The 24146-nt window shown below is 62.0% G+C and carries 22 protein-coding genes and 2 pseudogenes; 11 read left to right on the top strand and 13 right to left on the bottom strand.

The genetic code is table 11. The features are described 5' to 3' along the window. Positions 1-361 precede the first annotated feature (361 nt). From ACFRAH_RS00520 to ACFRAH_RS00510, 3 genes are all read left to right on the top strand, one after another. Complete coding sequence (locus tag ACFRAH_RS00520) at positions 362-739, top strand: cupin domain-containing protein (protein ID WP_377988884.1); 378 nt, start codon at positions 362-364, stop codon at positions 737-739. A gap of 319 nt (positions 740-1058) precedes the next feature. Beyond that, a complete protein-coding gene (locus ACFRAH_RS00515; protein ID WP_377988883.1) occupies positions 1059-2459 on the top strand; it encodes an NAD(P)-binding domain-containing protein in 1401 nt (466 codons plus the stop codon). A gap of 207 nt (positions 2460-2666) precedes the next feature. Further along, entirely contained in the window at positions 2667-3254 is a 588-nt protein-coding gene (locus tag ACFRAH_RS00510) for a TetR/AcrR family transcriptional regulator (RefSeq protein ID WP_377988881.1), read from the top strand. Positions 3255-3664: 410 nt separating this feature from the next. Here ACFRAH_RS00510 and ACFRAH_RS00505 read toward each other — a convergent pair whose 3' ends face one another. From ACFRAH_RS00505 to ACFRAH_RS00495, 3 genes are all read right to left on the bottom strand, one after another. After that, positions 3665-3931 (bottom strand): hypothetical protein, encoded by a 267-nt coding sequence (locus ACFRAH_RS00505; RefSeq protein ID WP_377988879.1) that lies wholly within the window; start codon positions 3929-3931, stop codon positions 3665-3667. A gap of 297 nt (positions 3932-4228) precedes the next feature. Further along, positions 4229-4591, bottom strand: a complete 363-nt coding sequence (locus tag ACFRAH_RS00500) for a cupin domain-containing protein (protein ID WP_377988878.1) — start codon at positions 4589-4591, stop codon at positions 4229-4231. Positions 4592-5030: 439 nt separating this feature from the next. Continuing rightward, the gene (locus ACFRAH_RS00495) at positions 5031-5441 is read right to left on the bottom strand and encodes a cupin domain-containing protein (protein ID WP_377988877.1); all 411 of its coding nucleotides are present in this window, start codon (positions 5439-5441) and stop codon (positions 5031-5033) included. A 989-nt stretch (positions 5442-6430) separates the two neighbouring features. Between ACFRAH_RS00495 and ACFRAH_RS00490 the strand changes: the two genes are divergently transcribed. Then, entirely contained in the window at positions 6431-6808 is a 378-nt protein-coding gene (locus ACFRAH_RS00490) for a cupin domain-containing protein (protein WP_377988875.1), read from the top strand. A 343-nt stretch (positions 6809-7151) separates the two neighbouring features. Beyond that, positions 7152-9224: a choline BCCT transporter BetT gene (betT, locus tag ACFRAH_RS00485; protein WP_377989192.1), complete on the top strand. Its 2073-nt coding sequence runs from the start codon at positions 7152-7154 to the stop codon at positions 9222-9224. A 451-nt stretch (positions 9225-9675) separates the two neighbouring features. On the opposite strand, the gene ACFRAH_RS00480 is transcribed toward betT, so the two are convergent. The 3 genes and pseudogenes from ACFRAH_RS00480 to ACFRAH_RS00470 all read right to left on the bottom strand — a co-directional run bounded on the left by ACFRAH_RS00480 (position 9676) and on the right by ACFRAH_RS00470 (position 10991). Beyond that, positions 9676-9960, bottom strand: a complete 285-nt coding sequence (locus ACFRAH_RS00480) for a hypothetical protein (RefSeq protein ID WP_377988873.1) — start codon at positions 9958-9960, stop codon at positions 9676-9678. A gap of 216 nt (positions 9961-10176) precedes the next feature. After that, positions 10177-10701, bottom strand: a complete 525-nt coding sequence (locus tag ACFRAH_RS00475; RefSeq protein ID WP_377988871.1) for an aquaporin — start codon at positions 10699-10701, stop codon at positions 10177-10179. After that, positions 10698-10991 (bottom strand): annotated as a pseudogene (locus tag ACFRAH_RS00470) (transcriptional regulator). The gene ACFRAH_RS00475 and the pseudogene ACFRAH_RS00470 overlap by 4 nt, the downstream one beginning before the upstream one ends. A gap of 246 nt (positions 10992-11237) precedes the next feature. Between ACFRAH_RS00470 and ACFRAH_RS00465 the strand changes: the two are divergent. After that, positions 11238-11633, top strand: a complete 396-nt coding sequence (locus ACFRAH_RS00465; RefSeq protein WP_377988870.1) for a hypothetical protein — start codon at positions 11238-11240, stop codon at positions 11631-11633. 1450 nt (positions 11634-13083) lie between these two features. Here the strand turns inward: ACFRAH_RS00465 and ACFRAH_RS00460 are convergent. The 3 genes from ACFRAH_RS00460 to ACFRAH_RS00450 form a co-directional block, all read right to left on the bottom strand. Beyond that, complete coding sequence (locus ACFRAH_RS00460; protein WP_377988868.1) at positions 13084-13905, bottom strand: nuclease-related domain-containing protein; 822 nt, start codon at positions 13903-13905, stop codon at positions 13084-13086. 377 nt (positions 13906-14282) lie between these two features. After that, entirely contained in the window at positions 14283-17009 is a 2727-nt protein-coding gene (locus ACFRAH_RS00455; protein WP_377988866.1) for a UvrD-helicase domain-containing protein, read from the bottom strand. 103 nt (positions 17010-17112) lie between these two features. Then, positions 17113-17685, bottom strand: a complete 573-nt coding sequence (locus ACFRAH_RS00450) for a hypothetical protein (protein WP_377988864.1) — start codon at positions 17683-17685, stop codon at positions 17113-17115. A gap of 79 nt (positions 17686-17764) precedes the next feature. Here ACFRAH_RS00450 and ACFRAH_RS00445 point away from each other — a divergent pair, with 79 nt between their 5' ends. From ACFRAH_RS00445 to ACFRAH_RS00430, 4 genes are all read left to right on the top strand, one after another. Further along, entirely contained in the window at positions 17765-18196 is a 432-nt protein-coding gene (locus ACFRAH_RS00445; RefSeq protein ID WP_377988862.1) for a hypothetical protein, read from the top strand. A 154-nt stretch (positions 18197-18350) separates the two neighbouring features. Then, positions 18351-18662 carry a hypothetical protein gene (locus ACFRAH_RS00440; RefSeq protein ID WP_377988860.1) on the top strand — a complete coding sequence of 104 codons (312 nt, stop codon included), beginning with the start codon at positions 18351-18353 and terminating at the stop codon, positions 18660-18662. Positions 18663-18671: 9 nt separating this feature from the next. Next, positions 18672-18950 carry a hypothetical protein gene (locus ACFRAH_RS00435; RefSeq protein ID WP_377988858.1) on the top strand — a complete coding sequence of 93 codons (279 nt, stop codon included), beginning with the start codon at positions 18672-18674 and terminating at the stop codon, positions 18948-18950. 329 nt (positions 18951-19279) lie between these two features. After that, positions 19280-19432, top strand: a complete 153-nt coding sequence (locus ACFRAH_RS00430) for a hypothetical protein (protein ID WP_377988857.1) — start codon at positions 19280-19282, stop codon at positions 19430-19432. A gap of 760 nt (positions 19433-20192) precedes the next feature. On the opposite strand, the gene ACFRAH_RS00425 is transcribed toward ACFRAH_RS00430, so the two are convergent. Beyond that, positions 20193-20450 (bottom strand): hypothetical protein, encoded by a 258-nt coding sequence (locus ACFRAH_RS00425; RefSeq protein ID WP_377988855.1) that lies wholly within the window; start codon positions 20448-20450, stop codon positions 20193-20195. 268 nt (positions 20451-20718) lie between these two features. Then, a pseudogene (locus tag ACFRAH_RS00420) lies at positions 20719-20931 on the bottom strand (hypothetical protein); the annotation flags it as partial. A gap of 333 nt (positions 20932-21264) precedes the next feature. Here ACFRAH_RS00420 and ACFRAH_RS00415 point away from each other — a divergent pair. After that, complete coding sequence (locus ACFRAH_RS00415) at positions 21265-21789, top strand: MarR family winged helix-turn-helix transcriptional regulator (protein WP_377988853.1); 525 nt, start codon at positions 21265-21267, stop codon at positions 21787-21789. A gap of 780 nt (positions 21790-22569) precedes the next feature. Here the strand turns inward: ACFRAH_RS00415 and ACFRAH_RS00410 are convergent. Continuing rightward, entirely contained in the window at positions 22570-23088 is a 519-nt protein-coding gene (locus ACFRAH_RS00410; RefSeq protein ID WP_377988851.1) for a MarR family winged helix-turn-helix transcriptional regulator, read from the bottom strand. A gap of 267 nt (positions 23089-23355) precedes the next feature. Then, complete coding sequence (locus ACFRAH_RS00405) at positions 23356-23580, bottom strand: hypothetical protein (protein ID WP_377988849.1); 225 nt, start codon at positions 23578-23580, stop codon at positions 23356-23358. Positions 23581-24146 lie beyond the last annotated feature (566 nt).

The raw sequence follows: 24146 nt of genomic DNA, 5'->3' as shown, positions 1-24146 counted from the left end.
GGTCGCGACATCGTGATGCGGGTCACAGCGAGGTCCACTCTGGCAGGGACGGGCGTTCAAGTCAACGGTCCAAGGAAATCCGTTCCATTGAACCCAAGCGAGGCAAGAAACTTAGGGCAATTTTTCTTGAACGGTTGACTTGCACGCTTGATCATGTCAACTTTTCTCTTAGCGAACAACGCGATCGGCATCACAGCAGCAGAGTTCGAACCGCGCCCCGACCGCCTTCGAAGAAACTGGAAGTCGGCGGATTTACAGTGACCGCCAAGTCCCTTACAGGGCACGACCTCACTCCCCACGGCAACTCTGCCAAGCGTCACAAATTCCTGTTCTGGCAAGTCCTATTTTCAAAGGAGAAATCATGGAAACCCTCGTAGGAACGCTCAGCAAGGCCGGATCCATCCACAAGGTAGTAGGCGGTTACACCGGCCTGCCCTCAATGAACGAGCCAGGGACCATCGCCGCGATCGGCGACTCCCTACACAACCCCGAAGGCTCGGTCATGAGCGCCGGCTTCTTCGAGCTGAAGGCTTCCGAGCCGCTGGTGTACACGTATACCTACGACGAGATGAAGGTCGTCATCGCCGGCGAGTTCATCCTCACCGACCAGACCACCGGCGAAGTCACCCAGGCCAGGGAGCGCGACGTGCTGTTCTTCCCCAAGGGCACCACCGTCAAGTTCGAAACCCCCGAATACGGCCTCGGCTTCTTCGTCGGCGACCGCAATTTCGCCGCCTAAAAGACGACCTGGCGCCAGTCCCCCGCCCAGCTGCATGTCGGGCCGCGTTGATGCTGTGCACTATGGCTACCTGCTTCCTGCCTTCAGGCAGGTTCGTCGGATCCGGATAGTGATGACGGTGTAGCCGACGTGCAAATCAGGCAATTCCCGACGTGCCGTCTGCGACATTGCGCTGATCGAATTTGGCGCACTACGGCCAAGCCAGCTGCACTGCGCCGCTGCCATCATCACCTGTCTGTGTTGGCAAGCAAGAGCAGGCGCAAATAACGATGCCGCCCTGCGGCAACCCAAAAAACTACTATCGGTAGAGGAGAGCAACATGACACTACGAGTCGGAATCATCGGTGCCGGCCCCAGCGGCCTGGCACAACTGCGGGCCTTTGAATCAGCACGCCAGAAGGGCGCCGCCATCCCCGAGATCAAATGCTTTGAAAAGCAGGACGACTGGGGCGGCCAATGGAACAACAGCTGGCGGATCGGCCTGGATAGCGCCGGTGAACCGGTGCACTCCAGCATGTACCGCCACCTGTGGTCCAACGGACCCAAGGAGTGCCTCGAGTTCGCGGACTATTCCTTCGATGAGCACTTCGGTCGCCCCATCTCCTCTTTCCCGCCCCGCGAGGTCCTGTTCGACTACATCAAGGGCCGGGTGGAAAAGTCCGACGTCCGCAAGTACGTCAGGTTCAACACCGTTGCACGCCACACCACCTACAACGAATCCACTCAGGAATTCACGGTGACGGTTGAGGACCTTAAGACCAACCTCACCGAAACCCACGTGTTCGACAAGCTCGTGGTGTCCACCGGCCACTTCCACGTCCCCGCCGTCCCCGAATTCAAGGGCATCAAAAGCTTCCCGGGCGAGGTTCTGCACGCCCACGATTTCCGCGGCGCCGAGCGGTTCTACGGCAAGCGGCTGCTCATGATCGGCAGCAGCTATTCCGCCGAGGACATCGGAATGCAGGCCCACAAGATGGGTGCCGCATCCATCACCATGAGCTACCGCAGCAATCCGATGGGCTACCACTGGCCCGAGACCACCGTGGAGCGGCCGCTCGTCACCCGCTTCCAGGGGAGCACCGCATACTTCAGCGACGGCACCCACGACGACTTCGACGCCGTCGTGCTTTGTACCGGATACCAGCACAAGTACCCGTTCCTGCCCAGCGAGCTGTCGCTGAAGTCACCGAACGTGCTGTACCCCGGCAGCCTCTATAAAGGCGTGGTCTGGCAGCAGAACACCAACCTGTTCTACCTCGGCGCGCAGGACCAGTACTACACCTTCAACATGTTTGACGCGCAGGCGTGGTTTGCCCGCGATGTCATGACCGGTGTCATTGACCTGCCGTCCCTTGCCGAGCGCGAGGCGGACATCCAGCTTTGGCTTGACCGCCAGGCCGCACTCCCGGACCACGACGCCGAGGCCGACTTCCAAACCGATTACCTGCGCGAACTCATCGACGCCACCGACTACCCGCCCTTCGACCTCGACGCCGTCTCGCAGCTGTTCAAGGACTGGATGCGCCACAAGCACGACGACATCCTGGGATACCGCGACATGATCCACCGCTCCGTTATCACCGGCACCATGGCCACCAAGCACCACACCCGCTGGCTAAACGCCATGGACGACTCCCTGGAACGGTACCTCCACGGCACCTCCCAGGACATCGACACCGACACGCCCGAGGACCTCACCGACACCCTGGCCGCAAGGTAATACGTCCCCCCGCAATGTGGCCACGCCCCGCAGTCCAGCATATGGACCGCGGGGCGTCCGCACGGCATGGGACCTTCTCGACAACACCACAGGGACATCCGTTCGAGTCAATGGTTCAGGACGAATGGTGCACAATGTTTGTCCACGCAATAGTCTTAAGGGCAGGGGCCTGTACCGGGCCGCAACCGGGAGACTAGAGGGTGAGCTATGCGGGTACCCGCAGAGGAACGAAAAAAACAACTGATCTCAGCAACCATCGAATTAATGCGGCGTGAAGGTGTTCAATCTGTCACGACCCGGGCCATTGCCAAAGAGGCTAATGCGCCCTTGGCCACAGCCCATTACTGCTTCAGCAATAAAGACGACCTCATGGAAGCAGCCGCCGAGGCCTGGCTGAAAAACCTCAGCAGCTTCTCCGGCGAGGTCCCGGATGAACTAGGCCTCCGCAAGGCCGTGGAACAGGTAGCCGAAGGCTTCTGGCGCGCCCTCGAAGAAGAACCCTCCAGCCTCCTTGCCGAGATCGAACTCATTCTCTGGGCAACACGCAACGCTCCCGCAAGCCCTCTTGCGCCGAAAATTTATCCTGCTTACGAAGAAGAATTGGGCAATATATTCTCAGCTGCGGCCCGAAACAGCGGCGACCAATGCCGCATAGAGATCCCAGCCCTCGTGAGATCCTTCCTGATGATCTACGACGGGGCAGCCCTTCAATACATAACGGACCCGACACGGACCGACCTTCGCGCCTTGTTTTTCATGATGCTTGACGCATTGCTGACCAAGGCCGGCGTCTAAGGCCCGTTCCGGAGTGTTGGGCGAATCCAGAGCACGCATCGTGGGAGTCGGCCCCTTGGTGCGGGGCGGGGAGCCCTTGGGGGCCTGCCGGATAAGGCCCCCCATGGATGAGGCGGGTCCGCGCGACAGGATCGGGACGGACGGCGACTTGGTTACCGGTTTCTGTTTCGACCGCGGGCGCCCCGGCAGCGCTGCGCGTTACCGTATGTCGGCGATTGAGGGACCTCCGTGCACTGTACCCCCAAGCCGTCCGCCTGCCTCATGCCCCGGCGCGCCATCCACGTCTCAGAGAGCGCTCCAACCGGGACTGATACCCCCGGCCGTGTGCGTTGCGGCTGACACGATGTATTCCCGTGTGGGCCGGTGGTGGTTGACCCCCGGGAAGCACATGCCCGCGTACCTTGACGGAATCAGCTCTGTTTGTTTTTCCAGGTTGCCGCGGTCAGGGCTTCCTGAAGAGCGGGGTGCAGAACGCGGGTAATTTCAAGTTCGCTCATGTCCAGCAGCCGCCGTTCGCCAAGTGCCCGCTCGCGAATCCAGAACAGGCCCATGGCGGGCAGGAGGTCGGTGACGGTGCCCGTGTGAAACAGATGCCCGCCCTGCCACGCGTTTATGTCGTCGCCTATGGAAAGATCTGCGCAGCCCTGGACGACAAGGTCAGGATCAAAGAACATCATGGCCGTTACTCCTTTGTGCTGTGGGCTTTCTCTGTCGCGGACGGGAAAATAGGTGCCCCGGAGAGCTTCGATGAACATGGCAGCAGCCGGGCAGGACTTCTTTGAGCGGGATTATGCTGGTGCTGTTGGTCATGGCAGCCGGTATGCCCAAGACGTCGCCTCGCCGAGGCATCCGGAGAAGCGTCGGCGTGTTGAAATCACGCCGGGACGCGGCGGAGGTCCCGGACATGGCAACCGCAGGAGCAGGTTTGCCGGCCGGGATCCGCCGCGCCATCCGTGCAGGGCAGGTGGCCGCTGTCAGAAGATGACGTAGAGTTTGCGCAGAGTTTCGTGCAGTTCCCAGTTGCCGCTCCAGCCCCGCGGGATGAATATCGTGTCTCCGGGACCGACAAGCTCGGGCTCACCGCCGTCGGGGGTGACGGTCATCGAGCCGGATAGAACGTGGACGAATTCGTTTGTTTCCAGGACCCAGCGGGAGGGTCCTTTCGTACATTCCCAGATGCCGGATTCGGAGCCGTTCTCGTCTTTCCATAGGTAGCGGCCACGGGTGTCCATCTGCTGACCGATCGCTTCCGGACAGGGGCCCCAATCGTCCAATTCTGTGACGTTCCGGGCGTCGCGGATGAGGTGGGTGGAAATGGAAGCTGTCTTTTCGGTCATTGATCTTGCCTTTCCTGCGGTCAGTGGCCGCTTGTGCCGTAGATTTTGTTAGTGCGTTTTCAGGGTGGTTGGTGGGGGGCGGCGCCCAGCCCACCTGCCAGAGTGTCCGGGTGTAGGCCAGGATGAGCTGGCTGAATCCGGGCCTTTCAATTCGGAAGACCGCGCCCGGTTCCCCGCCGCTAGGTGTGAGGACAGGGGCCAGCCAGCTTGCGGCCTTCGGTGTTCAATGCCACGCGCGGAGCCCCGCAACCGGTCAGATCTCTTGGTTCAGCAGTCAGGCCTCGCTATTCCATCCAAGTGCGGGCTGGCTGAAGGGTGCCTTCTGAGTCAGGCGCTGGAAGCGCCCTCTGAGAATGCAGGCCGCATTCGTCTGTCAGGGCCTTGGAGGGAGTATGCGCGCCGCCTGCCCCGACATGCCGGATTCGGGCCCTGCCTGGGCTCAGATTTCGGAGTATTGGAAGGAGTGGGACTCCAGGCCTTCGCGGTTGGGGCCGTAGATGGTGACCATGCGTGCGTAGACGGGCGCCCAGTACCGGCCCTTTCGGCCAGGGTTTACGCGTGCCGCATCGCCGGGCCTGAGGATGACCGTCTTGCCGTCGCTTTCGATGTGGAGTTCGCCTTCGAGCACGAAGTTCGTCTCACTGTGGGGGTGGAAGTCCTCCCACGCGCAGGAATTTAGCTCCCACTCGGAGAGTATGAAGTCGTCCCATTTGCCTACTGCGGGATGGGAGTTGATGAACCTGCAGCTAAGGCCCTGCCATTCGTCCTTCATGGGCTTCATGGCCTGTGCCGGCCAGAAATCGATCGATTCCCCCGTCAATGTCGAGGGCTGGGTGGTGGTAGTCGCCATTGTCTATAACCTTTTCTTCCGTGGGAGACCCGCTGCGGGTGGTTTCATAAAGCTCAAATTTGCGCTGTCGTGATGTGGATCACCTCGCTGCCAACACTTTTACATGGACGTTCGTCCAAGTCAACAGTTCCATTCAGGATTTCGCGATATCGGTTGAAACCGGTGCGTGACGACGGGAAGCCGCTGAGTAGCGAAATGGGACGGCGGGGTTAGTGGCGGCACGGGCGTGAGGGCGCCTGGTTGTGGAGGCCCAGGCAGCCCAAAAGGTCAGAGCCCCAGCCGAGCATTATTGATCACTGCAGGCATACCTGAATCTCGGACGCGGCCGCAAAGGCTCAGCGGACGGCAGCAGGCCGGGGTTAGATGGCGTTCCGGGCTGCGGGCGCCAGTGCGCCGGCGTGGGCGTGGATTATACGGATGATGCCCGTGACGACATCCGGTTCGGCGGTGCTCCGCCCCCCAGTCAAGTCCCACCCCGCCCAGACCTGCTTTCCCCGGCGATGCAGGCGGAAAGCAGGAGGGCGCCATCTCCAGCTTGGAAGGCCACGACGACACGGTCTTCCGATTTCCCGGCCGCCGCCGGACGCGGATCACACGAGGCACAGCGCCTGATTCCCCGGGAACGAGGGGCTGGGGCCGGGCCAATCGAAGCCGCCGGCGAGGCGGCCAGGAGCCTGCAGCCTTGTCCACAGCTGAGCAAACTCCTCTTTTTTCCACATGAACCGTTGACTTGGACCTGTGTCCATGTCAAAGTTTGTGGGACGAACCACGTGACTGGCATCACACGGGCAGGCTCGAGGCGGAGCTTGGCCGTACCTTTAGAAATTAGGCGATGCCTGGTCTGCGGAAGATCCTCCAGCACTCCCGACCGGGTCCTGGCCCGATCTTCAGCCAGTCATATTTGCAACCACGAAAAGATGAACAGTCCTGACGACGATGAACAGTTCTGCCACGTCTTTCGCGACTTAAACCATTGACAGGAGAACCCAATGGAGACCCTCGTAGGAACACTGAGCAAGGCCGGATCCATCCACAAGGTGGTAGGCGGTTACACCGGCCTGCCGCCGATGAACGAACCCGGGACCGAAGCTGCAATTGGCGACTCCCTGCACAACCCCGAAGGCTCGGTCATGAGCGCTGGCTTCTTCGAGCTGAAGGCTTCCGAGCCACTGGTGTACACCTACACCTACGACGAGATGAAGGTCGTCATCGCCGGCGAGTTCATCCTCACCGACGAGTCCACCGGCGAAGTCACCCACGCCAAGGAACGCGACGTGCTGTTCTTCCCCAAGGGCACCACCGTCAAGTTCGAAACCCCCGAATACGGCCTCGGCTTCTTCGCCGGCGACCGCACCTTCGCCCCCTAGAACCAACGTTGTGTTCGCGCGCCCTGGCCACCGGCGGCGTCGTGCGGACATCTGAGCCTTGCCGGTGCCTTTCCTTTATTCGCCACGCCGCCGCTAGGGGCATGGACGCCTACACCGGCAGCCCATCGGCAGGCACTACCGCATAACCGGACGCTGAGTCCGGTGCATTCAAAGTCTCTACAGCCCTAAAACCGGACGGGGTCCAATAGCGAACCTGCCTCCGGACGGACTTTATTCGATTGGAACTTCCGGCCCGGGACCGACCAGGGAAACGGCCGCGAACACCGCCATGATGTGCTGCCGCACGCAGCACATCACCAGAATTGGAGTTGGATCGTTGAGCATTACCATTAGCAAAAAAGACCCTGACACGGCGCCCGCCGACGTCATCAAGGACCGCGGACCCAAGATCAACTGGCGCGTCCTCATCATCGCCGCAGCCATCACCCTGGGCTTCTCCATCTGGGCGATCATGCTGCCCGGCAACGCGGAAGACACCATGAAAGCGGTGGTGGGCTGGACCGCGGAGAACCTCGGCTGGGTGTACGTCCTTACCGTTACTGTCGTGATCGGTTTTGTCCTCTGGGTGGCCCTGTCCAAGGTCGGCTCGATCCGACTGGGTCCTGACCACTCACGCCCCCAGTACAAACTCTTCACCTGGGTGGCCCAGCTGTTCGCTGCCGGCGTGGGCATCGACATGCTCTTCTACTCCGTAACCGAACCCATCACCCAGTACATGTCTCCCCCGTCCGGCCAAGGCCAGACGGCGGCCGCCGCCCAGGACGCCGTGGTGTGGACCATGTTCCACTACGGCATGGCCGGCTGGGCCATGTACTCGCTGCTGGGCATGGCCATGGGCTACTTCGCCTACCGGCACGGCAAGCCGCTGTCGATCCGGGCCGTCCTGTACCCGCTGCTGGGCAAACGCGTCCACGGCGGCGTCGGCGACGCCATTGACATCGTCACCCTGGTGGGCACCGTCTTCGGCGTCGCCACGGCAATGGGCATCGGCGTGGTGCTGCTGAACGTCGGCTTCTCCATCATGTTCGGCCTCGAGCAGGGCCTGGCCCTGCAGATCGCCCTGGTGCTTGTCGCCGCCGTCCTCACCATCGCCGCCTGCACGTCCGGTGTCGACAAAGGAATCCGCTGGATCGCCGAGCTGAACATCTGGAGCGCCGCGGCCCTCCTGCTGTACATCCTGGTCACCGGCAAGACCTCCTTCCTGCTCAACTCCCTGGTCGAGAACATCGGCCAGTTCATCGTCACCATGCCCGGCCGCACCCTCCAGACCTTCGCCTACGAACACGGCGGATCCGAGTGGATGGGCGGCTGGACCCTGTTCTTCTGGGCCTTCTGGCTCGCCTGGGGCCCGTTCGTCGGCCTGTTCCTGGCACGGATCTCCCGTGGCCGCACCCTGCGGGAATTCGTGATCGCCGCGATCACAGCCCCCGTCCTGTGCGACTTCCTGGTCGTGAGCATCTTCGGAAACAGCGCCATGCACGAGGTCCTGGGCGGCAACAAAGACTTCGCCAAACTCGCCATCGAAAGCCCGGAACAGGGCTGGTACGCACTGCTCGGAATGTTCCCCGGAGCCCCGCTCCTCATCGGCCTCGGTACCTTGTCCGGCATGCTGTTCTACCTCACCAGCGCCAACTCCGGCGCCATGATGATGTCCAACTTCTCCTCCACCATCCCCGACCCCTCCCAGGATGGCCCCAAATCGCTGCGGATCTTCTGGGCCCTGGTCACCGCGCTGCTGACCATCGCGATGCTGGTCGCAGGCGGCGTGACCACCATGGAACACGCCACGCTGATCTTCGCCCTGCCCGTGACGATCATCGCCTGGCTGGTCATGGCCTCCTTCACGAAGGCCCTGCGCATAGAACGCGCCCAACGCGAAGGCCGGGTACTGCGCCGGCGGTCGATGGCCGCAGACGGCGGGCACGCCCCGGAGCGCACCTGGCGGCACAGGCTCACCGGACTGCTGTCCTACCCCTCAAAGAAACAGGCAGCCCAGTTCATGGAAGACACCGTGCATCCGGCCCTGAACGAACTCGTCGGAGAGTTCACAAAGCAAGGCCACGAAGCCACCCTGGACATTGTCCCGAACGACCGGACAGGCATTCCGAGCTACGCCCTGGCAGTCAGCGTTCCGGACCATCCTGACTTCCTCTACGAGGTCCAGGCCGTGGAAGCACCCATGCCCGTCTTCGGCGGACGGATGTTCCCGGAAACCGAGATCTACTACCGGGTGGAAGCCTTCACCCGGACCGGCTCCGAAGGCTACGACCTGATGGGCGTCACACACGAGCAAATGATCGACGACGCCCTGGCCAGATACGAGGCACACCTCGGCTTCCTCACCTACCTGGGCCAACAGGACGGCCAGAGCACCGGGACCCGGGCCGAGGACTGACCCCGGGTCCCGGCCGGCAGCAACTGTTACGTCGTCCGAGAGGCCCGGCGGGAAGGCCGGCTGAGGAATCCAGGTTCCGGACTTCGGCACTAAGCAGCACAACTTGGCCCGGTGGGCGGCGAATTCGCGGCCCACCGGGCCAAGTTGTCGTTCCAGTCCGTTCGTGCCAGCACCGGATGCGCGGGCAAGTCCCGGGCGGCCCCTGACGGCCGCCCTCGGCCCGGTGACGTAATTCGGCCGCGCAAATGGCAGGGGACGGCCCGAAAACGGTGCCGACAACCGCCCTTGGCCAGAATATGGAACGCCAAGGTTTGGACTCCTGCTTTCGACAGCAGGGCGTCTACCATCGTGAAGAACATGGCCCGGTGGTCAGCCACCGTGGGGTCGGTGAGGTATTGGATGGCTGCTCCGTCGTAGATCATCAGGAACGACCTGACAAGCATGGGAAAACCTACGAGGCACTCTTCGCTGCTGTTTTGGCTGCAGCAGAGAAAATGTTTCCCAGCTCTGTTCCATACGCCGGATAGATTTTCGCGGCCAGCGGGCTGGCAGGGGCATTGCGCGTTGCCCAAAGAATCTTTTCGATCTGGGCAAGAATGCTGGCCGGCTCTTCTTCCAACGCGCGCCAACAGCCTTCGGCTACTTGCTCTACAGCCTTCCGAAGGCCCAAGTCGACCGGGACGTCGCTGGAAAAACGGCTGAGGTTTTTCAGCCAGGCCTCCGCAGCCGCCTCCATGATCCCGTCCTTGCTGTTGAAGCAGTGGTGAGCCGTCGCCAGAGGGGCATGGGCCTCTGGCGATAGCCCGGACCGTCACCGCCTGCACGCCCTCACGCATGAGTTCAACCGTCGCTGCAGGCAGCTGTGCTCTTCGTTCTTCTGCTGGAGCCCGAATCGCTCATTCCCCAGTCTCCGCCTTGCGGCCGATAGGGGCCGTCCTCCAAGGCTATTGTCTTACCTCTCTCGTCTTGAACTGCTGACTGGAACAGCTGTATCTGAAGTACAAAGGTAGCCGGCCCAGACGTTCACCCTGTCGGGGCGGCCGGAACGGACTGTGCCGAACACGGTCAGCAGCAGCCCGGCCGTGGCGATGGCTTCGCCGAGCCAGAGGCCCGGGCCTGTGCGCTCGTGCGTGGAGATGGTGACAGCATCCAGGCCGAACATCAGGTTCGCGGCCATGGTTCCGGCCACGCCGCCAGCGACTTGCGCGCCGATCAGGCCCGCAGCGGTCCGGGTGTCGACCACGCCCAGAGCCCGTTCCACCAAGGTGACGACGGGGTTGAAGGAGGCGGAGACTGGCTGCCGGGCCACGATCAGTGCCACCAGGGCCGCACCGGTGGCGAGGCTGTTCTGCAAAAGCTGGAGCCCGACGTCGTCCGGGGACAGCCGCGAGGCCATCACGCCGGACCCGACCACCGCCATCACCAAAAAAGCCGTGCCAATGGACTCCGCCGTGACACGGCGCGCCAGGACGCTCACTGGGCCAGTCCCCCGATCAGGGCCGCCGGGTTCTGCAGCGCCTCGGTCCGGGCCCGGTAGTAAACCTATACGCCACGCTTCTCCCGGTCCGGCTAACGGACCTCGTGCAGGAGCTTCAAATCGTTCAAGTCGCAGACGCAGGCCTCGCCGCCCTCGTGCGAAGCAACCACGGACATCAGCCGCAGCCGGACCGGATCGGCCAGCGCCTTCAGCAGCGGAGCGATCTGCACTGCCTCGTTCTCGGACAAGGGGTTCCCCCGCCAGCGGTGAAAACACTGAACGTCCGCCATATCAGAATAAAGTCAGCACGGAGCAGAACCGGCCAACCGAGGCCAAGATGGATTGGCATGGTCGTTGTTACCCCCAATCCGAGGGGATCGGCGGAATGGCACCGCCGGGTTTTGCAGATTCCCCAAGGTTTTCACGGGCCGCCCGCCCCACGATAGCAACGTCAAGTTTCTCCCAGCGGCAGGTGCGCAATGAATCCCGGTCTCAAAAAAAATGCTGACGGGCGGCCAAGAGAAAGCAGTAGAGCCATGAACCTGGCCGGCAAAACCACCGTCTGTGTTGCGCTTTCGGCGGTGATTCTGCTCGTCTCCTGCGGCGCTCCCCCAGCGGAGGAGACGAGCTCCAACGCACCTGTTGACCAGGCCACCGGGCAACGCGTCAAGAACGGTTGCCTGGAAGACCTCGAGGCCCAGGCCTCCCCCAGCACTCCACCGCCAGGGCAGCTGCACGTACGCAAAGCCACACTCTCGAGCGTAAGGTTTCTCGGCGAGGCCACCCAGGTCGACCTCCCCGGAGGAGAGACCCGCTACGACCTCGGAATCGAGTTCGCGTACCGGCTTGGGCACGACGATTCCAACACCGCCAAAAAATTGTGCAGGATAAACCTCGCCGACTCCACGGTGGAGTGGCAATGGCTAAAGTAACACCCCGCAAAACCAGTCGAGGGCAGAAACCCCTTCGCGCGGTCGGAGGAATGAGAATGAGCCAACGACGCCCACCGCTCCCGCCGCTGCACTTGCCGGGTCAGACATGGTGGCTCCTGTTTGCCTCCGAACTGGCATTTTCGGCTGCATTTGCCATCGGAATGCTGGCAAAGATCAATGCTTCCCCCGGGCCCCGACGACATCTGGAAGAAAGCCATCATTGCCGACCCCACGACGGCTCAAACCACGTTGGCCGCACTTTTTGACGGGCTCTTTTCACTCCACCCGTCGGACATCATCGGAGCCCCGCTCATGAGCACCGCCGGCATGCTCTTTTGGCTTTGTGTCGGGAACAAACTCCTCAAACCTGCACTCCACCGGGCTCCCTGTGAAGTCCGGCATCGGTAAGGTCGTGGGTCCTGCGCTTTACCAGCGCGCCATCCGTTCGTGCCGGCAGCATGGCCACGCATCCCCGCTCTGACGGCAGCCTCCCCTTGATCCCCTTGGCCCCGTTCTCTTGCCGGCAGATAGTGGCTTCCCCGCGAACACTTCGACGCTTGGGACAAGTGCCCTAACAGTCATGCAGCCAGCCGAAAGCCCTGCCATGAACAGGCGTGGAGGCAGAAACAGGCAACACCACGACACAGTTAGCTCGGCAACTTCAGAAGGTCATGCAGTTCCAACCCAGGCCGACCATGAACAAGCAGAACAGTCCACCACAACCGAAAAGGAGGAACGGGATGAACAACCAACGTCGAGCAGAAAAGAAATTTTCCGCCGAACCTTCTCAGATCATGTTGGCCAACCCAACAACGTCCATGAACAGGTACCAAAGACCAAACACTCAACCACAAGACAAGGAGGCAACCGGCCACAGCACCGGCCACCAATGAAAAAGGCCCCCGAAGGGGCCCCTCACAACACAAAATGTCAACATTCAGAGGCTAAAAAGCCCCTGAACAGGGAAAACACGTGCCCAAGATGGACCCGAACGGGATTCAAGGCCATGCAAACACTGGGCTCCCGCGGAAACATGCGGAATCCGGCCCAGTCCGCCCCCAGTACGACCCGATCCGAAGCCGAGGGTGTGCACATTGTGCACACCCTCTTTTTGCCTACCTTGCACCCTGTTCAGTGGATGTCCCGCAGATTTTCGGATGCCGGAAGATTCGGCCGTCTTCCCTTCGGCGGGACATGGCTCAGCCAGAATTCGACACACGAAGTTGGCCGAGCATGTCTGCGCGGACCAAGCCAGGGGTCGGGATTCAACGAACGTCATAGGCGGTGGACTCCTTCGAACATCTCATGCCCAGAACAATCGACCAGGCCATGACTACCTGTCTGCAGGAACTTGGGTACCCGGGGCCACTAACGCATGCAGTTTGCGGTGATTCTCTCTCTACCTTTGGCGAGCGGAGACAGACAGCCCTTGCGTCGGTATGCCGACCAATCACGCAGACCGGAATCGGGAGGCTACCGCAACACGCATAGTCGCCACATCAACATCGCCAGCTGTCACCGCTGCAAGCACCTTGGCTAGCCGTTTCGGCCAGAGCACGTGAACGCCGCGAGTCGAGAATGCGCCTCCGATCAAGGGCCAGTCTGCTTCGATGAAGCACAGCGCCCCGGTGACCGGAACATCCCCGACAAGGTCCCGCACGACATCGACCTGTTTGAGCACTCCATCGACCAGTTTCGTGCAGTCACGGCGGCCGACGAGGAGCTTCTCGACGCGTGGGCGAAGGATGCCACCTTCGATCTTCAGTTCAGGCCGCCCCTTGTACCGCTTGGCGTCGATCACCCAGATACCGCCGGGAGTGATGGCGATGTGGTCGATGTTCGCCTTCGAACCAGGGATGCGTCGGTCGTGGAGGACGGCTAGGTTATCGGATGCCAGGGCATTTAGCCGGGCGCCGAGGCGTTCCTCACCGATCGCGCCCCGATCCCAGGACTTGGTGTGCGGGCGCTCGTCCGAAAGGGCAACTGCGAGGCCACCGAGGCTACCCCACTTCTCCCTGAGTCTTTCCTCGTCCTTCGCCTTGCGCCGCTCATATTCGCGTCGGGCGGACGAGCCGGCCACTCCAGACTCAGCGGCCGGCGACTCATCGCCAGATGGATCCAGCTCCGGGGACACGGGTTCCGGAGCCTCGACGGCACACTCCAAGCAGCGGACGGTCCTTGTCCCGCTCTCATAGATCGCTTCGGTCCCGGCCGGAAGAGCTGCGCCACACACCCGGCACGCTCCGGCGTACCGGAGCCTCATCTGCTTCATGAGCACAGGGGGTGGATCATCGACACGGACATAATCTCCTGGTGAGCTACGGGGGTTCGACCGCGAATGTGCTTTGCCATGGCTCAATCCTCGCCCCCGGCAGAAGCTTTCAGGCGGTCCGGCATGCCGAAGACCTCCAAACTGTCCAGGATTCTGGTGGCGCCCTCCGTCTTGTGCATTACCGGGAGGTTTCGCCTGGAGCCTTGGTCGAGGATCCCGCTGGGCCCGGGACTCCGTAGAGCACCCCCAAAAGGGATCCTCGGGCGAGGTTGAGCATCTGCCCCCGGTTCCTCCGACAACACGCACTTCGAACGACTGGCGAGGTGGGAAGAAGGGCGCAACCTCGACTGCCTATCGCGCACGCCAAAAATCGAGACTCACGGCAAGTTCCTCGAAGCATGAGAACCGCGCCCAAGGTCCTGAGCAGTTCCCGATGCGGCCCGGCGGGCTGTGAGGCTTAGAGCCCCGGTGCACAGCGGGTAGCCCGTGCAACCGAGGAAATCCCCGCGCCGTCCCTTGCGCCGTCGCATGGCGCGTTTTCCGCATTCAGGGCAGATGACCGGGGTGATGTCTTTGCCGTTCGAAGACCGAACGGAGATCGCGTGGTCCCTGACGAGCTCGAGGAGAAAGGGCGATTCGTGCCCGGTGCGGGTGAGCAGGAGCACCGAACGGCGTGCACGGGTAAGTGCGACGTAGAAGAGACGCCGTTCCTCCGCGAAGGGGTAGGAGTCCGGTGCCGCCATGGCCAACTGCAGGAGAGGATCGTCCTCGACAGTGCTGGGGAAGCCGCGTTTCTCCAGCCCGAGGACGGCGACGTAGTCGGCCTCCTTCCCTTTCGAAGCGTGCACGGTGTTGAACTCCACCTTCAGATGGGCGTATTTGGCGTGCAGCGCGGAGCGGACGTCGTCCCGGGAGCGTGTGTACCGGCCGAGCAGCAGGACGGTCGCCGGCGCGGTGAGCTGCACGTCGAGGCCGGCGAGCTGATTGCGGATGACTGAGTCGTAGTCGGCACGGTCGTCCACACTGACGGCGAATACGGTTTCGCCGTGGTCGGGCGCTGAGGAACGGACCTGCTTGCGGATCTGCCCAGGGTTCTTCGTCACGAACCCGCCGACGATATCGCACAGGGACTGCGGGGACCGGAACGTGCGGTCCAGCCAAATGGTCGACGATGACCCGAACCAGTCATCGAAACCCGTCATTACGCTGAGGTCGGAACCCGCGAACCGGTTGATGGACTGCCAGTCGTCGCCGACCGCGTAAAGGTAGGTGCCCTGTGTCTTCAGCAGGGCCCGGACTAGCCTCGCGCGCGCCGCGCTCGTGTCCTGTATTTCGTCGACCATGACAACCCTGTAGGGACTCGCCCACCTGGCTGACTCGACAGAGTCGGTGGCGAGGTTCAGCATGTCCTCGAAATCGATCTGGCCTGCGGCCCGGAGCTGACGGTCCCATTCCGCGACAACCTCCCTGTACAGGCGCACGAACAGCCTGGCACGCAACTCGTGGCCGGCCCGCTGCGTGAGCTCGTCCGGAGTGATGCGGTTGCCCTTCGCATGGGACATGAATGACCGCATCAGCGTGATCATGCCCGGGTCGGTGATCGGGGGCTCCCCCGCTGCGTTGCGGTACGGGTCTTCCTCGAGCTCGACTCCATGGCTGCGGAGTTCCTGCTCGAGGTGGTCGAATCCGGACCCGTCCCGGATGGTGGCCGAGGTCGTCTCTATCAGTCCGGTGCCGTACCGGGCGTGGGTCTGACGCCGCCACGCCATGCTCTCGGCGTATCCCTCGAAGTGGGGCGGCGGAACACCGTCGGGTCCCAGCGCCCAGTGTTCATGCCAGATATCGATGTCCGGGTAGCAGAAATCCGGCTGGTACTGCCGGTGGTGGGCGTCCGCGACATCGAAAGCATATGGGCGCTCGTACTCGTAGCGAACCCCGTTGAAGAACAACCAATTGGCGATCATCACCTCTTCCTGGCTCTTCACGATCTCCCCGGCCAGCGTCTCGAACCCCTGCGCTCCTGTCCTCCGGTCTACCTTCTCAGGTTCGGCTTCGTCTCCGGGATCGGGCAGCTGCCGGCCGAACACGAGCCGGAAAAGGTCCCACTCGCGACGGAAGGCCGGGTCCTGGCCGCGGAGGGCGTCGACGACCCTCGACAGTCTCCCGATGCCGTTGTCGGTGGCGAGGTCGTCCGGGAGGGAAGGCTTGCGGCCCGTGGCCTCGCCGATGATACGTAGTCCAAAGGAGTGGAACGTGCTCGATGCCACCGACGCACCATCATCGCCGAGGCGGGAGACGAGCCGCTCCGAAAGTTCACCGGCCGCCTTCCTGTTGAACGCGAGCGCGAGGATCTCGGTCGGCTGCGCGATTTTCCTTCGGATCGCGTACCCGGCGCGGGCAACCATGGTCGAGGTCTTTCCCGAGCCCGCGGCCGCCACAACCCGGACCCGATTGTCGAAGCAGACCGTCGCCCTAACCTGCTCCTCGGTCAAAGGCGACTTCTCCACCGTGCGGAAGAAGTCCGCCAGTTCGTCTTTCTCCGACTCCAGGAACGCTTCGTTACGCCGGGCAGCCCACTCCGGTAAGTCAGTAGTGCGGCAGGCATCGACTGCCCACCGCTGGTCAGCGCGTTTCCCCAAGGGGAACGCAGAGAAACGCGGATCGGTGTCTGCAGCGATCCACGCAGCAACGTCTGGACGGATGCGCTCGAGTGCGGCGATCGTGTCCTGGTCCATCCAACTGGGTCGCTCCATCACCTCTTGCACCTGGGACCACCACAAGCGGGCCGCCTCGCCCTGACTCTCAGCTGCTGAAACCAGAGCGGCGAGATGCTGTCGCTCGTGGAGCTCGGAGCGGTACGCGGCCTCGACCTCCCGCGCCGAACGATGGGAGAGCCCGGTCAACACCGTTTCTGTCCGGTGCGGGATGGTGATGGAGATCCGCTTCGAACCCTGATCGACAACAAGTCCCAGGACGTCAAGGACATCGGCGTCCACTTCACGGGGGATCCCCAAGACATGCAGACGGCCGTCGGCTATCGACAGCACCCATGACCCTGCGCCTTTGAACATCCGAGCCCACCAGCTCGGCTTCCATTCGGTCAAGATGTCCCCCTCGGTAATGCCGAATCCCGACGATCAGTCTATTTGGCCCGCAAAGCCCTGCCACCGGAAGTGCAGGTCCCCGGAGCACCCCCACGATGCCCCTCTAGGTGGGTGTGGAGGCGGGTCCTCCGACCGTAGCCCACAGCGCCTTCTCATAGTCGCCGCCGAAGCTGATCTGGGTCAGGTCTTTGTAGCGGACCTTGAAGGTCCCGTCCTCCCACCGGGCCTTCGTGCCGATCGTCACCAATTCTGCGGCCTTCTTTGAATACTTGACCGGGACGCCGACGAAGAACGTCCGCTCGCATTTCTTTTCCATGAAGACTGACAGGACACCGCTGGTCTCGATACCGGACTCCAGCAGGCTCCGCGGACTGTTTGTGGCGCCGGTTACCACCTGCCCGGGAGGCCAAGCGGGCCCCTGTTTGAGGAACTCCTCCAAGCCGTGCTCGGCCCGGACATGGCGGATCAGGTCCAGCCTGAGGGCCATGTAACCATTGAGATAGCCACCATCACGGACCGCGGCCAGGATCACCCATTCGTCACCAATCTCTTGCACCACGCCGTGGCGCTCCACACCGATCAATACGGATCTGGCGATGCTCACCGGATGCTGGTTCGCCTTCGACCCCTCAAGCCTGGACCTGATCGTCTTCCACGACTGCTTGCTGTGCCCCATGCGCACATCCTGACATATATCGGGCGAATGCCAGCCAGGTCCGGTGAGTACCGGGGCGATCAACGCCTAAGATGCAGGAATGACCGACGATGCCCCGTGGCAGCACTATGACCGGGACAAGCTGCCCGGCGGGTGGACGTACCCGTTAGGTCGTGATGAAGTCACAGCTGCCCTGGTTTCCGCCGACGTTACGCTCGGCAGCCTGTCGTTCAGTGCGGGCCCACTGCGGGCAGATAATCTCTACGTCGTTCGCGTCTACTGGCCATCAGATGCCAAGGCAAAGTACTACGACGCACCGGGTTTTGAGGCGGAGCCGCTGATGCTGTCCGTCCAGGCCGTCCCTTCGTCGCAGCGTCTTCTCATTGGCAAGGCGCTGCGCGACACCTGGCTGGAACGGGCCGTCGGGTGGGCTATCCGGGCACCCCAGCGGGGCAACGCCTGGACCGCGTCGGAGCATCACTGGAACCTCATTTATCGCTCCGACACGGGATTCACGGTTGATGCGAGCTGAGGACGCCTATAACCCTGTTGCCTCAGGGCGCCAGATAATCCAGGCCACGATGATCGCCACAACAAGCGCGGCGGTCAGCAAGGCGGTTGCGAGGATGGCCTTGGAGTTCATGCGTGCAAGCTTACGCCGGACCGGTTGCTCCTAGACTGACTCCATGAACACCCGGAACCGCGGCTACAGGCGATTGCGCGAGGCAGTCACCGCCTGCTTGAACAGGCACGATCTGCTCGGTGTCCTGAACCTCGGTGCCCCGGTCGATGAGTATGAGCTGGAAGCCGAAGACTTCACCCGCCTCCTCGCCAAGGGTGAGCCCATCACGCCGGAGATTGTGTCCGTCGTCTGGCACAAATGGTTCGGCGACACCTCAGAGCATCCAGGTCCACCCACGCCGGCAATGACAGCCCTGGCCGCCGACTTGTCGGATGTTCAGCAGGCATGTGGTGACAGGTTGGGTCCGGGGTTGTAGGCTCCGGGCATGACCGAGGGCCAGAAGCGCCTCGTGCCGGGCATGACACGGGGCGGATTCCGCTTTCAATTGTTCACGTGGGCGTTTCTCACCTTGAACCCGATATGGCAACTTCTTTCCCGGCCCAACGAGCCCTGGACCGGGTTTTGCGTACTCATGGTCGCCATGCTGGTGCTTTCCGCAGGCGCCCTCGCCTACCTGCTGTACGTGCGCCACCGGGACGGTCATTTCTGGGACGAGGAAGAAGCCCGGCGGGCGGACTGGGATCGCCGCGGCAGGCGACTCTAGCCCGAACGTAAAGGATTCAAAGCCCAACCGGGCTGCCGTTCACCGCGCGTTACCCAGGGGGGCTAGCAAGATAGCCGTGTGAGTCAACGCTGGGAGGCCGCCCCGAACCCGGAGTGGGTGCTGATTTACCGGGGCCCCGGCTTGGTGAAACCGGGCCGGCTAAAAAGTCATGCAGCTGGTTGGAAGCTTTGCCATGAACAGCCGTGGAGGCAGAAACAGGCAACAACACGGCACAGATGGCTCGACAACTCCCGGAGGTCATGCAGTTCCCGCCCAGGTCGACCATGAATGAGCAGAACAGTCCACCACAACCAAAAAGGAGGACCGGGGTGAACACCCAACGTCAAGCAGAAAAGAAATTTTCCGCCGAACGTTCAGAGATCATGTTGGCCGACCCCAAGCTGCCCATGAACAGGTACCAAAGAGCAAACGCCCAGACACAAGGCAAGGAGGTGACCGACCACAGCACCGGCCACCAATGAAAAAGGCCCCGAAGTGGGCCCACAAGTGAACAGTTTGTACACACTCAGAGGCTCACAAGCCCCTGAACAGGGAAAACACTGTGCCCGAGGTGGGACTCGAACCAGCCGCTCCCCCCGCAAATCCGCCACTTCCACGAAAACATCCCCAATCCGGCCCAGTCCGATGCCGGTACAACTGAATCCGAAGCCCAGGGTGTGCACATTGTGCACACCCTCTTTTTTGCCATTTTGGACGCCCCATCCCCGCGCATGTGCGGCGTTTTTGAGGGCGAGGAGTAACGGTGACGGACGCGCGCGGTCGCTGCGCCTGATGTCCGGAGATACCCAGGCCCCACGCACGACCTTGCCCATACACTTCTGTCCGCGGCAAGCCGGCACCACGATTCAATGACGTCATTGCAGTGCGGCCTCCTTCGAAGATCTCATGGGCGGACAACACAGAAGATGCATGACCGAACCCGTTCTATCGAACCACCGGAGTGCCACAAAACACGGCGGCCTCCCACATGACGGAATCCTCATTATCGGCGCTCTGAAACCGGCAGGGGAGCGCTCCTGGGACGCAAAAGCGCAGGCCACTCGTACTGCATCGAAAAGCGATGGAACGACCACGATCCGGCCGTTGCAGCGCATGCCTGATGTTGAGCGGGAGGCCGAGAGGCCCGCGCATGGTCACAGCGGCGTGGCTCTCGTCAGCTGGTTCGGCTCCCCTGCCGTGGTCGGCAGAGCCTGATGGCACGGCTGAATCCTGAGCGCTTCCCTATGGCAGATTCGGGGCGCTGGACAGAATGTAGTCTGCAGCGGCCGGCCCTGTCATTGCCAAGGTGTTCTTTCCCGGATCGATGCCCTTCGAAACCAAAGCCTCCCACAGGGCGTCTTCGGATTCTGCCGGACATCCAGAGAGCGTGCACCAACTTGTGTAGAGGCCGAAGATTGCCTCTTTACTCAAGCCTTGTTCGCTTCCTGGATCGCTGGAAATCGCTTCCCTCAGGAAGTCGTCAAAGTGGGTCGCACTCACCCGCATGCTTTCTGCTGGCCTGGAAACGCCCCGGCCAACCAAGACCGCGGCGTCAGCACCGGAGGTGCTGAACAGAAGTATGCCTCATTGCCTTCACTGTCCAGCCATGGCAAACCGAAGTTGAAGAAAGTTGACTTCGCCTTCGTCATTCGACCCCGGATCAGCTTTGCGGAATCGTATTTATTGGCGTTCCGGAAGCAGTGCGTAGTGAGCCAATGAGGCTTTCTGGTTTTTCGATGGGCCGGCGGCTGAGAAAGTCATCGCAGCGCTGGTCGTCCGGGTTTTTCGGAACCACATAGGTGCCGCCATCCGGACGGCGGACGGACTTCCACTGCTGAGTTTCCGGCCGGCACTTCTCGAGTAGTTCCTTGTTTTCTTCGGTCATCTCGTCGTCCATGGAGCTCTTGTTTGCCGGACCAAATACTGCCCGCAGTTTTCCTGTGGCAAGTTCCTGCTTGTGAAAGAAAACCACGCATACCAGGGCGTCCGGGTTCCCGTACTCTCAGGATTCTCGCAGGCACCTACCAAGGAGTTAAGGATTCCATCCCGCCAGCATTGGGGGTGGCGAGGCGGGATGGAACCAAGAAGATTCTATTCGCCAATTTGACCACGAACAATTCGTTCACGAAATATTGAGTCAAGGATTCCTTGGTTCTGTTGAACTCCCGAGCGCGCCAAGAAAGTGGCCCACTGCTGCCGCCTGGCTTCCCGGCCGCATACCAGAGGAGGGTTAATTTCACCTTCGGGCCGGACGAGCTCCCTGAGAGTGATTGCAGTGGCGCGGGCGCGGGTGTCGTTCGATAGCATTGCTGTCATGACTTCCCTTCCAGGGAGCGAGGACGAACTTCTGCTCGAAAGCCAGCTCAGTTTCACTCTGGCTGCCGTCTCACGTGCCGTCATCAGCGCCTACAAACCTGTTCTTCGGGCATTGAATCTGACCCATCCGCAATACCTGGTGATGCTCACCCTTTGGGAGGCCAGTCCCCGGTCGGTCAGCGAGATCAGCGAGGCTCTCCTCCTCGGACCGGCCACCGTATCCCCGCTGCTCAAGCGCCTGGAGGCATCCGGATATGTCACAAGGCAGCGGGTCCAGGGGAACGAGCGCTCTCTTGCCGTGGGCCTCACCCCCGAGGGCGCCGCGCTGCGGGAGCGGGCACGCATCGTTCCCGCCACCATGCTCGGAAAACTGGGACTCAACCGCGAGGAAGCAGAGGAACTCCACGCGTACTTGACCCGACTTCTCCGGTCTGCCAAGACAGACGACGCGGGATCGGACTATGTTCCGGCCCGCCAGGAGATTGCGTCCAGCGCTAACACATCCACTACGACTGGCTGTTGACACGGAAGGCCTTTACCTCCATCTTTGCACGGGCGGCCGTACGGTGACGCTGCCCCTTCGAGAGAGCGGACGCCGGTACTTGCGAGTCGAATGGACTATCAGGCGGGGTCGGGATCCAGTATTGACGCCGGCGTTCAGCCTCGACGGAAGCACGAAACTGCCCTGACAGCGCGTCCGTGGGCGGGTCTTTCGTGTTCGACCAACTCAGAGCGTGAAACTGGGGGCAGGGGCCGGAATTATGCCGTAGAGAGTGTCGTCGGGAACGGGTTTGGCGGGAAGTTCCCGCCGGCGCATCGCGTGCCCCGGTGCTTCAATCAGACCTTCTCCGCTGCCCGGTGTCAATGGCCAGTAGTTTCTGCCCACCGGCGGCCAGTTAATGTGCCCGCTGGTGGCCAGTAAAACTGCCTGGTGATGGCCAACAGATCTGCCCACTGAAGGTTTCGGCGGGGTTGGCCATCGTGGGGTCGTGCTAGTTCAGTTGGGTGACTCCTTTTCCGGCGAGGGCCCGGGCGGACGCGAGCCGGAACGAGCAAGGGTGAAACTTTGTTGGCTGGCGAGTGCCAGCAGCAGCACTTGGCCCGGTTCCGCGCCTCATCGCTTCGCCCCAAGAGACCAAGGACCAAGGAGGACAAGCTCGGTCCGGAGCAGAACTACCTGGAGTCCCGTAACGATACCGTCACGGTCCAGCACAATGCCCCGCCGCGTCGTCGGATCAGTGGCCCACGCTCATCTCCCAACGCCGCGTGTTCGCTTCTGCCATGCCCGATCCAGCGAACCGGCTCAGATTCCCCCGGACCCCTTTGGCTCTCCATCGCCAACACCAAGCCGCCCTCCCTGCGAAAATTCGAGGAGACGAGCCATGTTCCGTTGCAGCAGTTCCCCGGCTTCCCTATGGTTGAGTCCCAGTTTTCCGAGCATGGTGGCGGGAACGATGCGTGCCCGCTCCCGCAGCGCGGCGCCCTCGGGGGTGAGGCCCACGGCAAGAGAGCGCTCGTTCCCCTGGACCCGCTGCCTTGTGACATATCCGGATGCCTCCAGGCGCTTGAGCAGCGGGGATACGGTGGCCGGTCCGAGGAGGAGAGCCTCGCTGATCTCGCTGACCGACCGGGGACTGGCCTCCCAAAGGGTGAGCATCACCAGGTATTGCGGATGGGTCAGATTCAATGCCCGAAGAACAGGTTTGCAGGCACTGACGGCGGCGCGGGAGGCAAGGGACAAAGCGAAGAAAAGCTGCCGCTCGAGCAGAAGATCCTCAGCCACAGGATCATCATCTGCCGACGGCCTATTTATCCCGGTCATGGCGCCAAAACCATGAGCGCCCAAATTTTTCGACGACCCTCTGTTCCGAATAAATTCGCGCAGCATGAGAGTATGCCCCGGACGTGAAGGCCCGGCACTTCACAGGTATGAGTGCCTGCTGCCCGTCCAGGGAACAACTGCCCTGCTCCCTCGAATCCCTGATTTTGCTCGACGCAGGGCACGAGGGGACCGGCCAAAGCTTTGGGAAGGCGGAACGTCTGCTCGTGCCGGGGCCAGGCGGAAGACTTTGTCGACATACCTCCCGCGTCACGCATGCCCGGACCAGCTGTCACGGGTTTGAGCAGGGGCGACGACGATTTTTACGACGTCAGTCTCGTGTACAAGGCGCCTGCCCGCTCCATTATCGAGCCAGATCCAGAACGATGACCCATCTGGCATCCACTCATCAATGACACCACTCGCAATGTGGTGGCCGTGGCTGATCAGATCCACGTGGCTTCCTTCCGGAATGAACTCAAATGCGGCGTTCATTGATTCAGGATCCTGGCTTCCAGTCACGGGGAAGGGATCCGCATCTCACACGATCCCCGCGTCACTCCGTAGTGCACATCGGCGCTCACGGCCACGCTGAAAGACCCAGCAGAATGCCGCGTTACCAGGATGCCACGCCCGCCGTCTTGCATGGCTCGCCGTTGGACTAACTCAACGGCCCTGCCCAGGTCCTCGTCAATCAACCGCGGCTTGTCCCCCATGACGCGATAGACATGCCCGGTCTCCGTGCCCGTGATCATTCTGCCGTTCCGCTCTCTCTCGTGCTCGGGATTCGTTGCCAATATGTCCGTCTCAATACGATCCCTTTTCGAACCGCGGGTCACCAGTCGGTGGGCGCATGCCCAAAGTCAGCCCAACCACGCATTGACCCCCGAAGCGAGGGACCATGCTGTGGTTCCGGTTGCGGCTCCCACCATCGGCGGCTCTCTAAAATCCTACGGGCGGTGACGCGGGGAGCAACGGGCGCAACTGTCAGTTCGTGCAATCTTTGAACCTCCATGAGGCCTCTCGTGCAAAGCAGGACATAACCACTGCCAGAAGCCAGC

The sequence above is a fragment of the Arthrobacter sp. NPDC056727 genome (assembly GCF_042790555.1).
GTDB lineage: Bacteria > Actinomycetota > Actinomycetes > Actinomycetales > Micrococcaceae > Arthrobacter.
The sequence above is the reverse complement of the archived record's forward strand: the minus strand, read 5'-3'. Positions and strand labels throughout refer to the sequence as shown.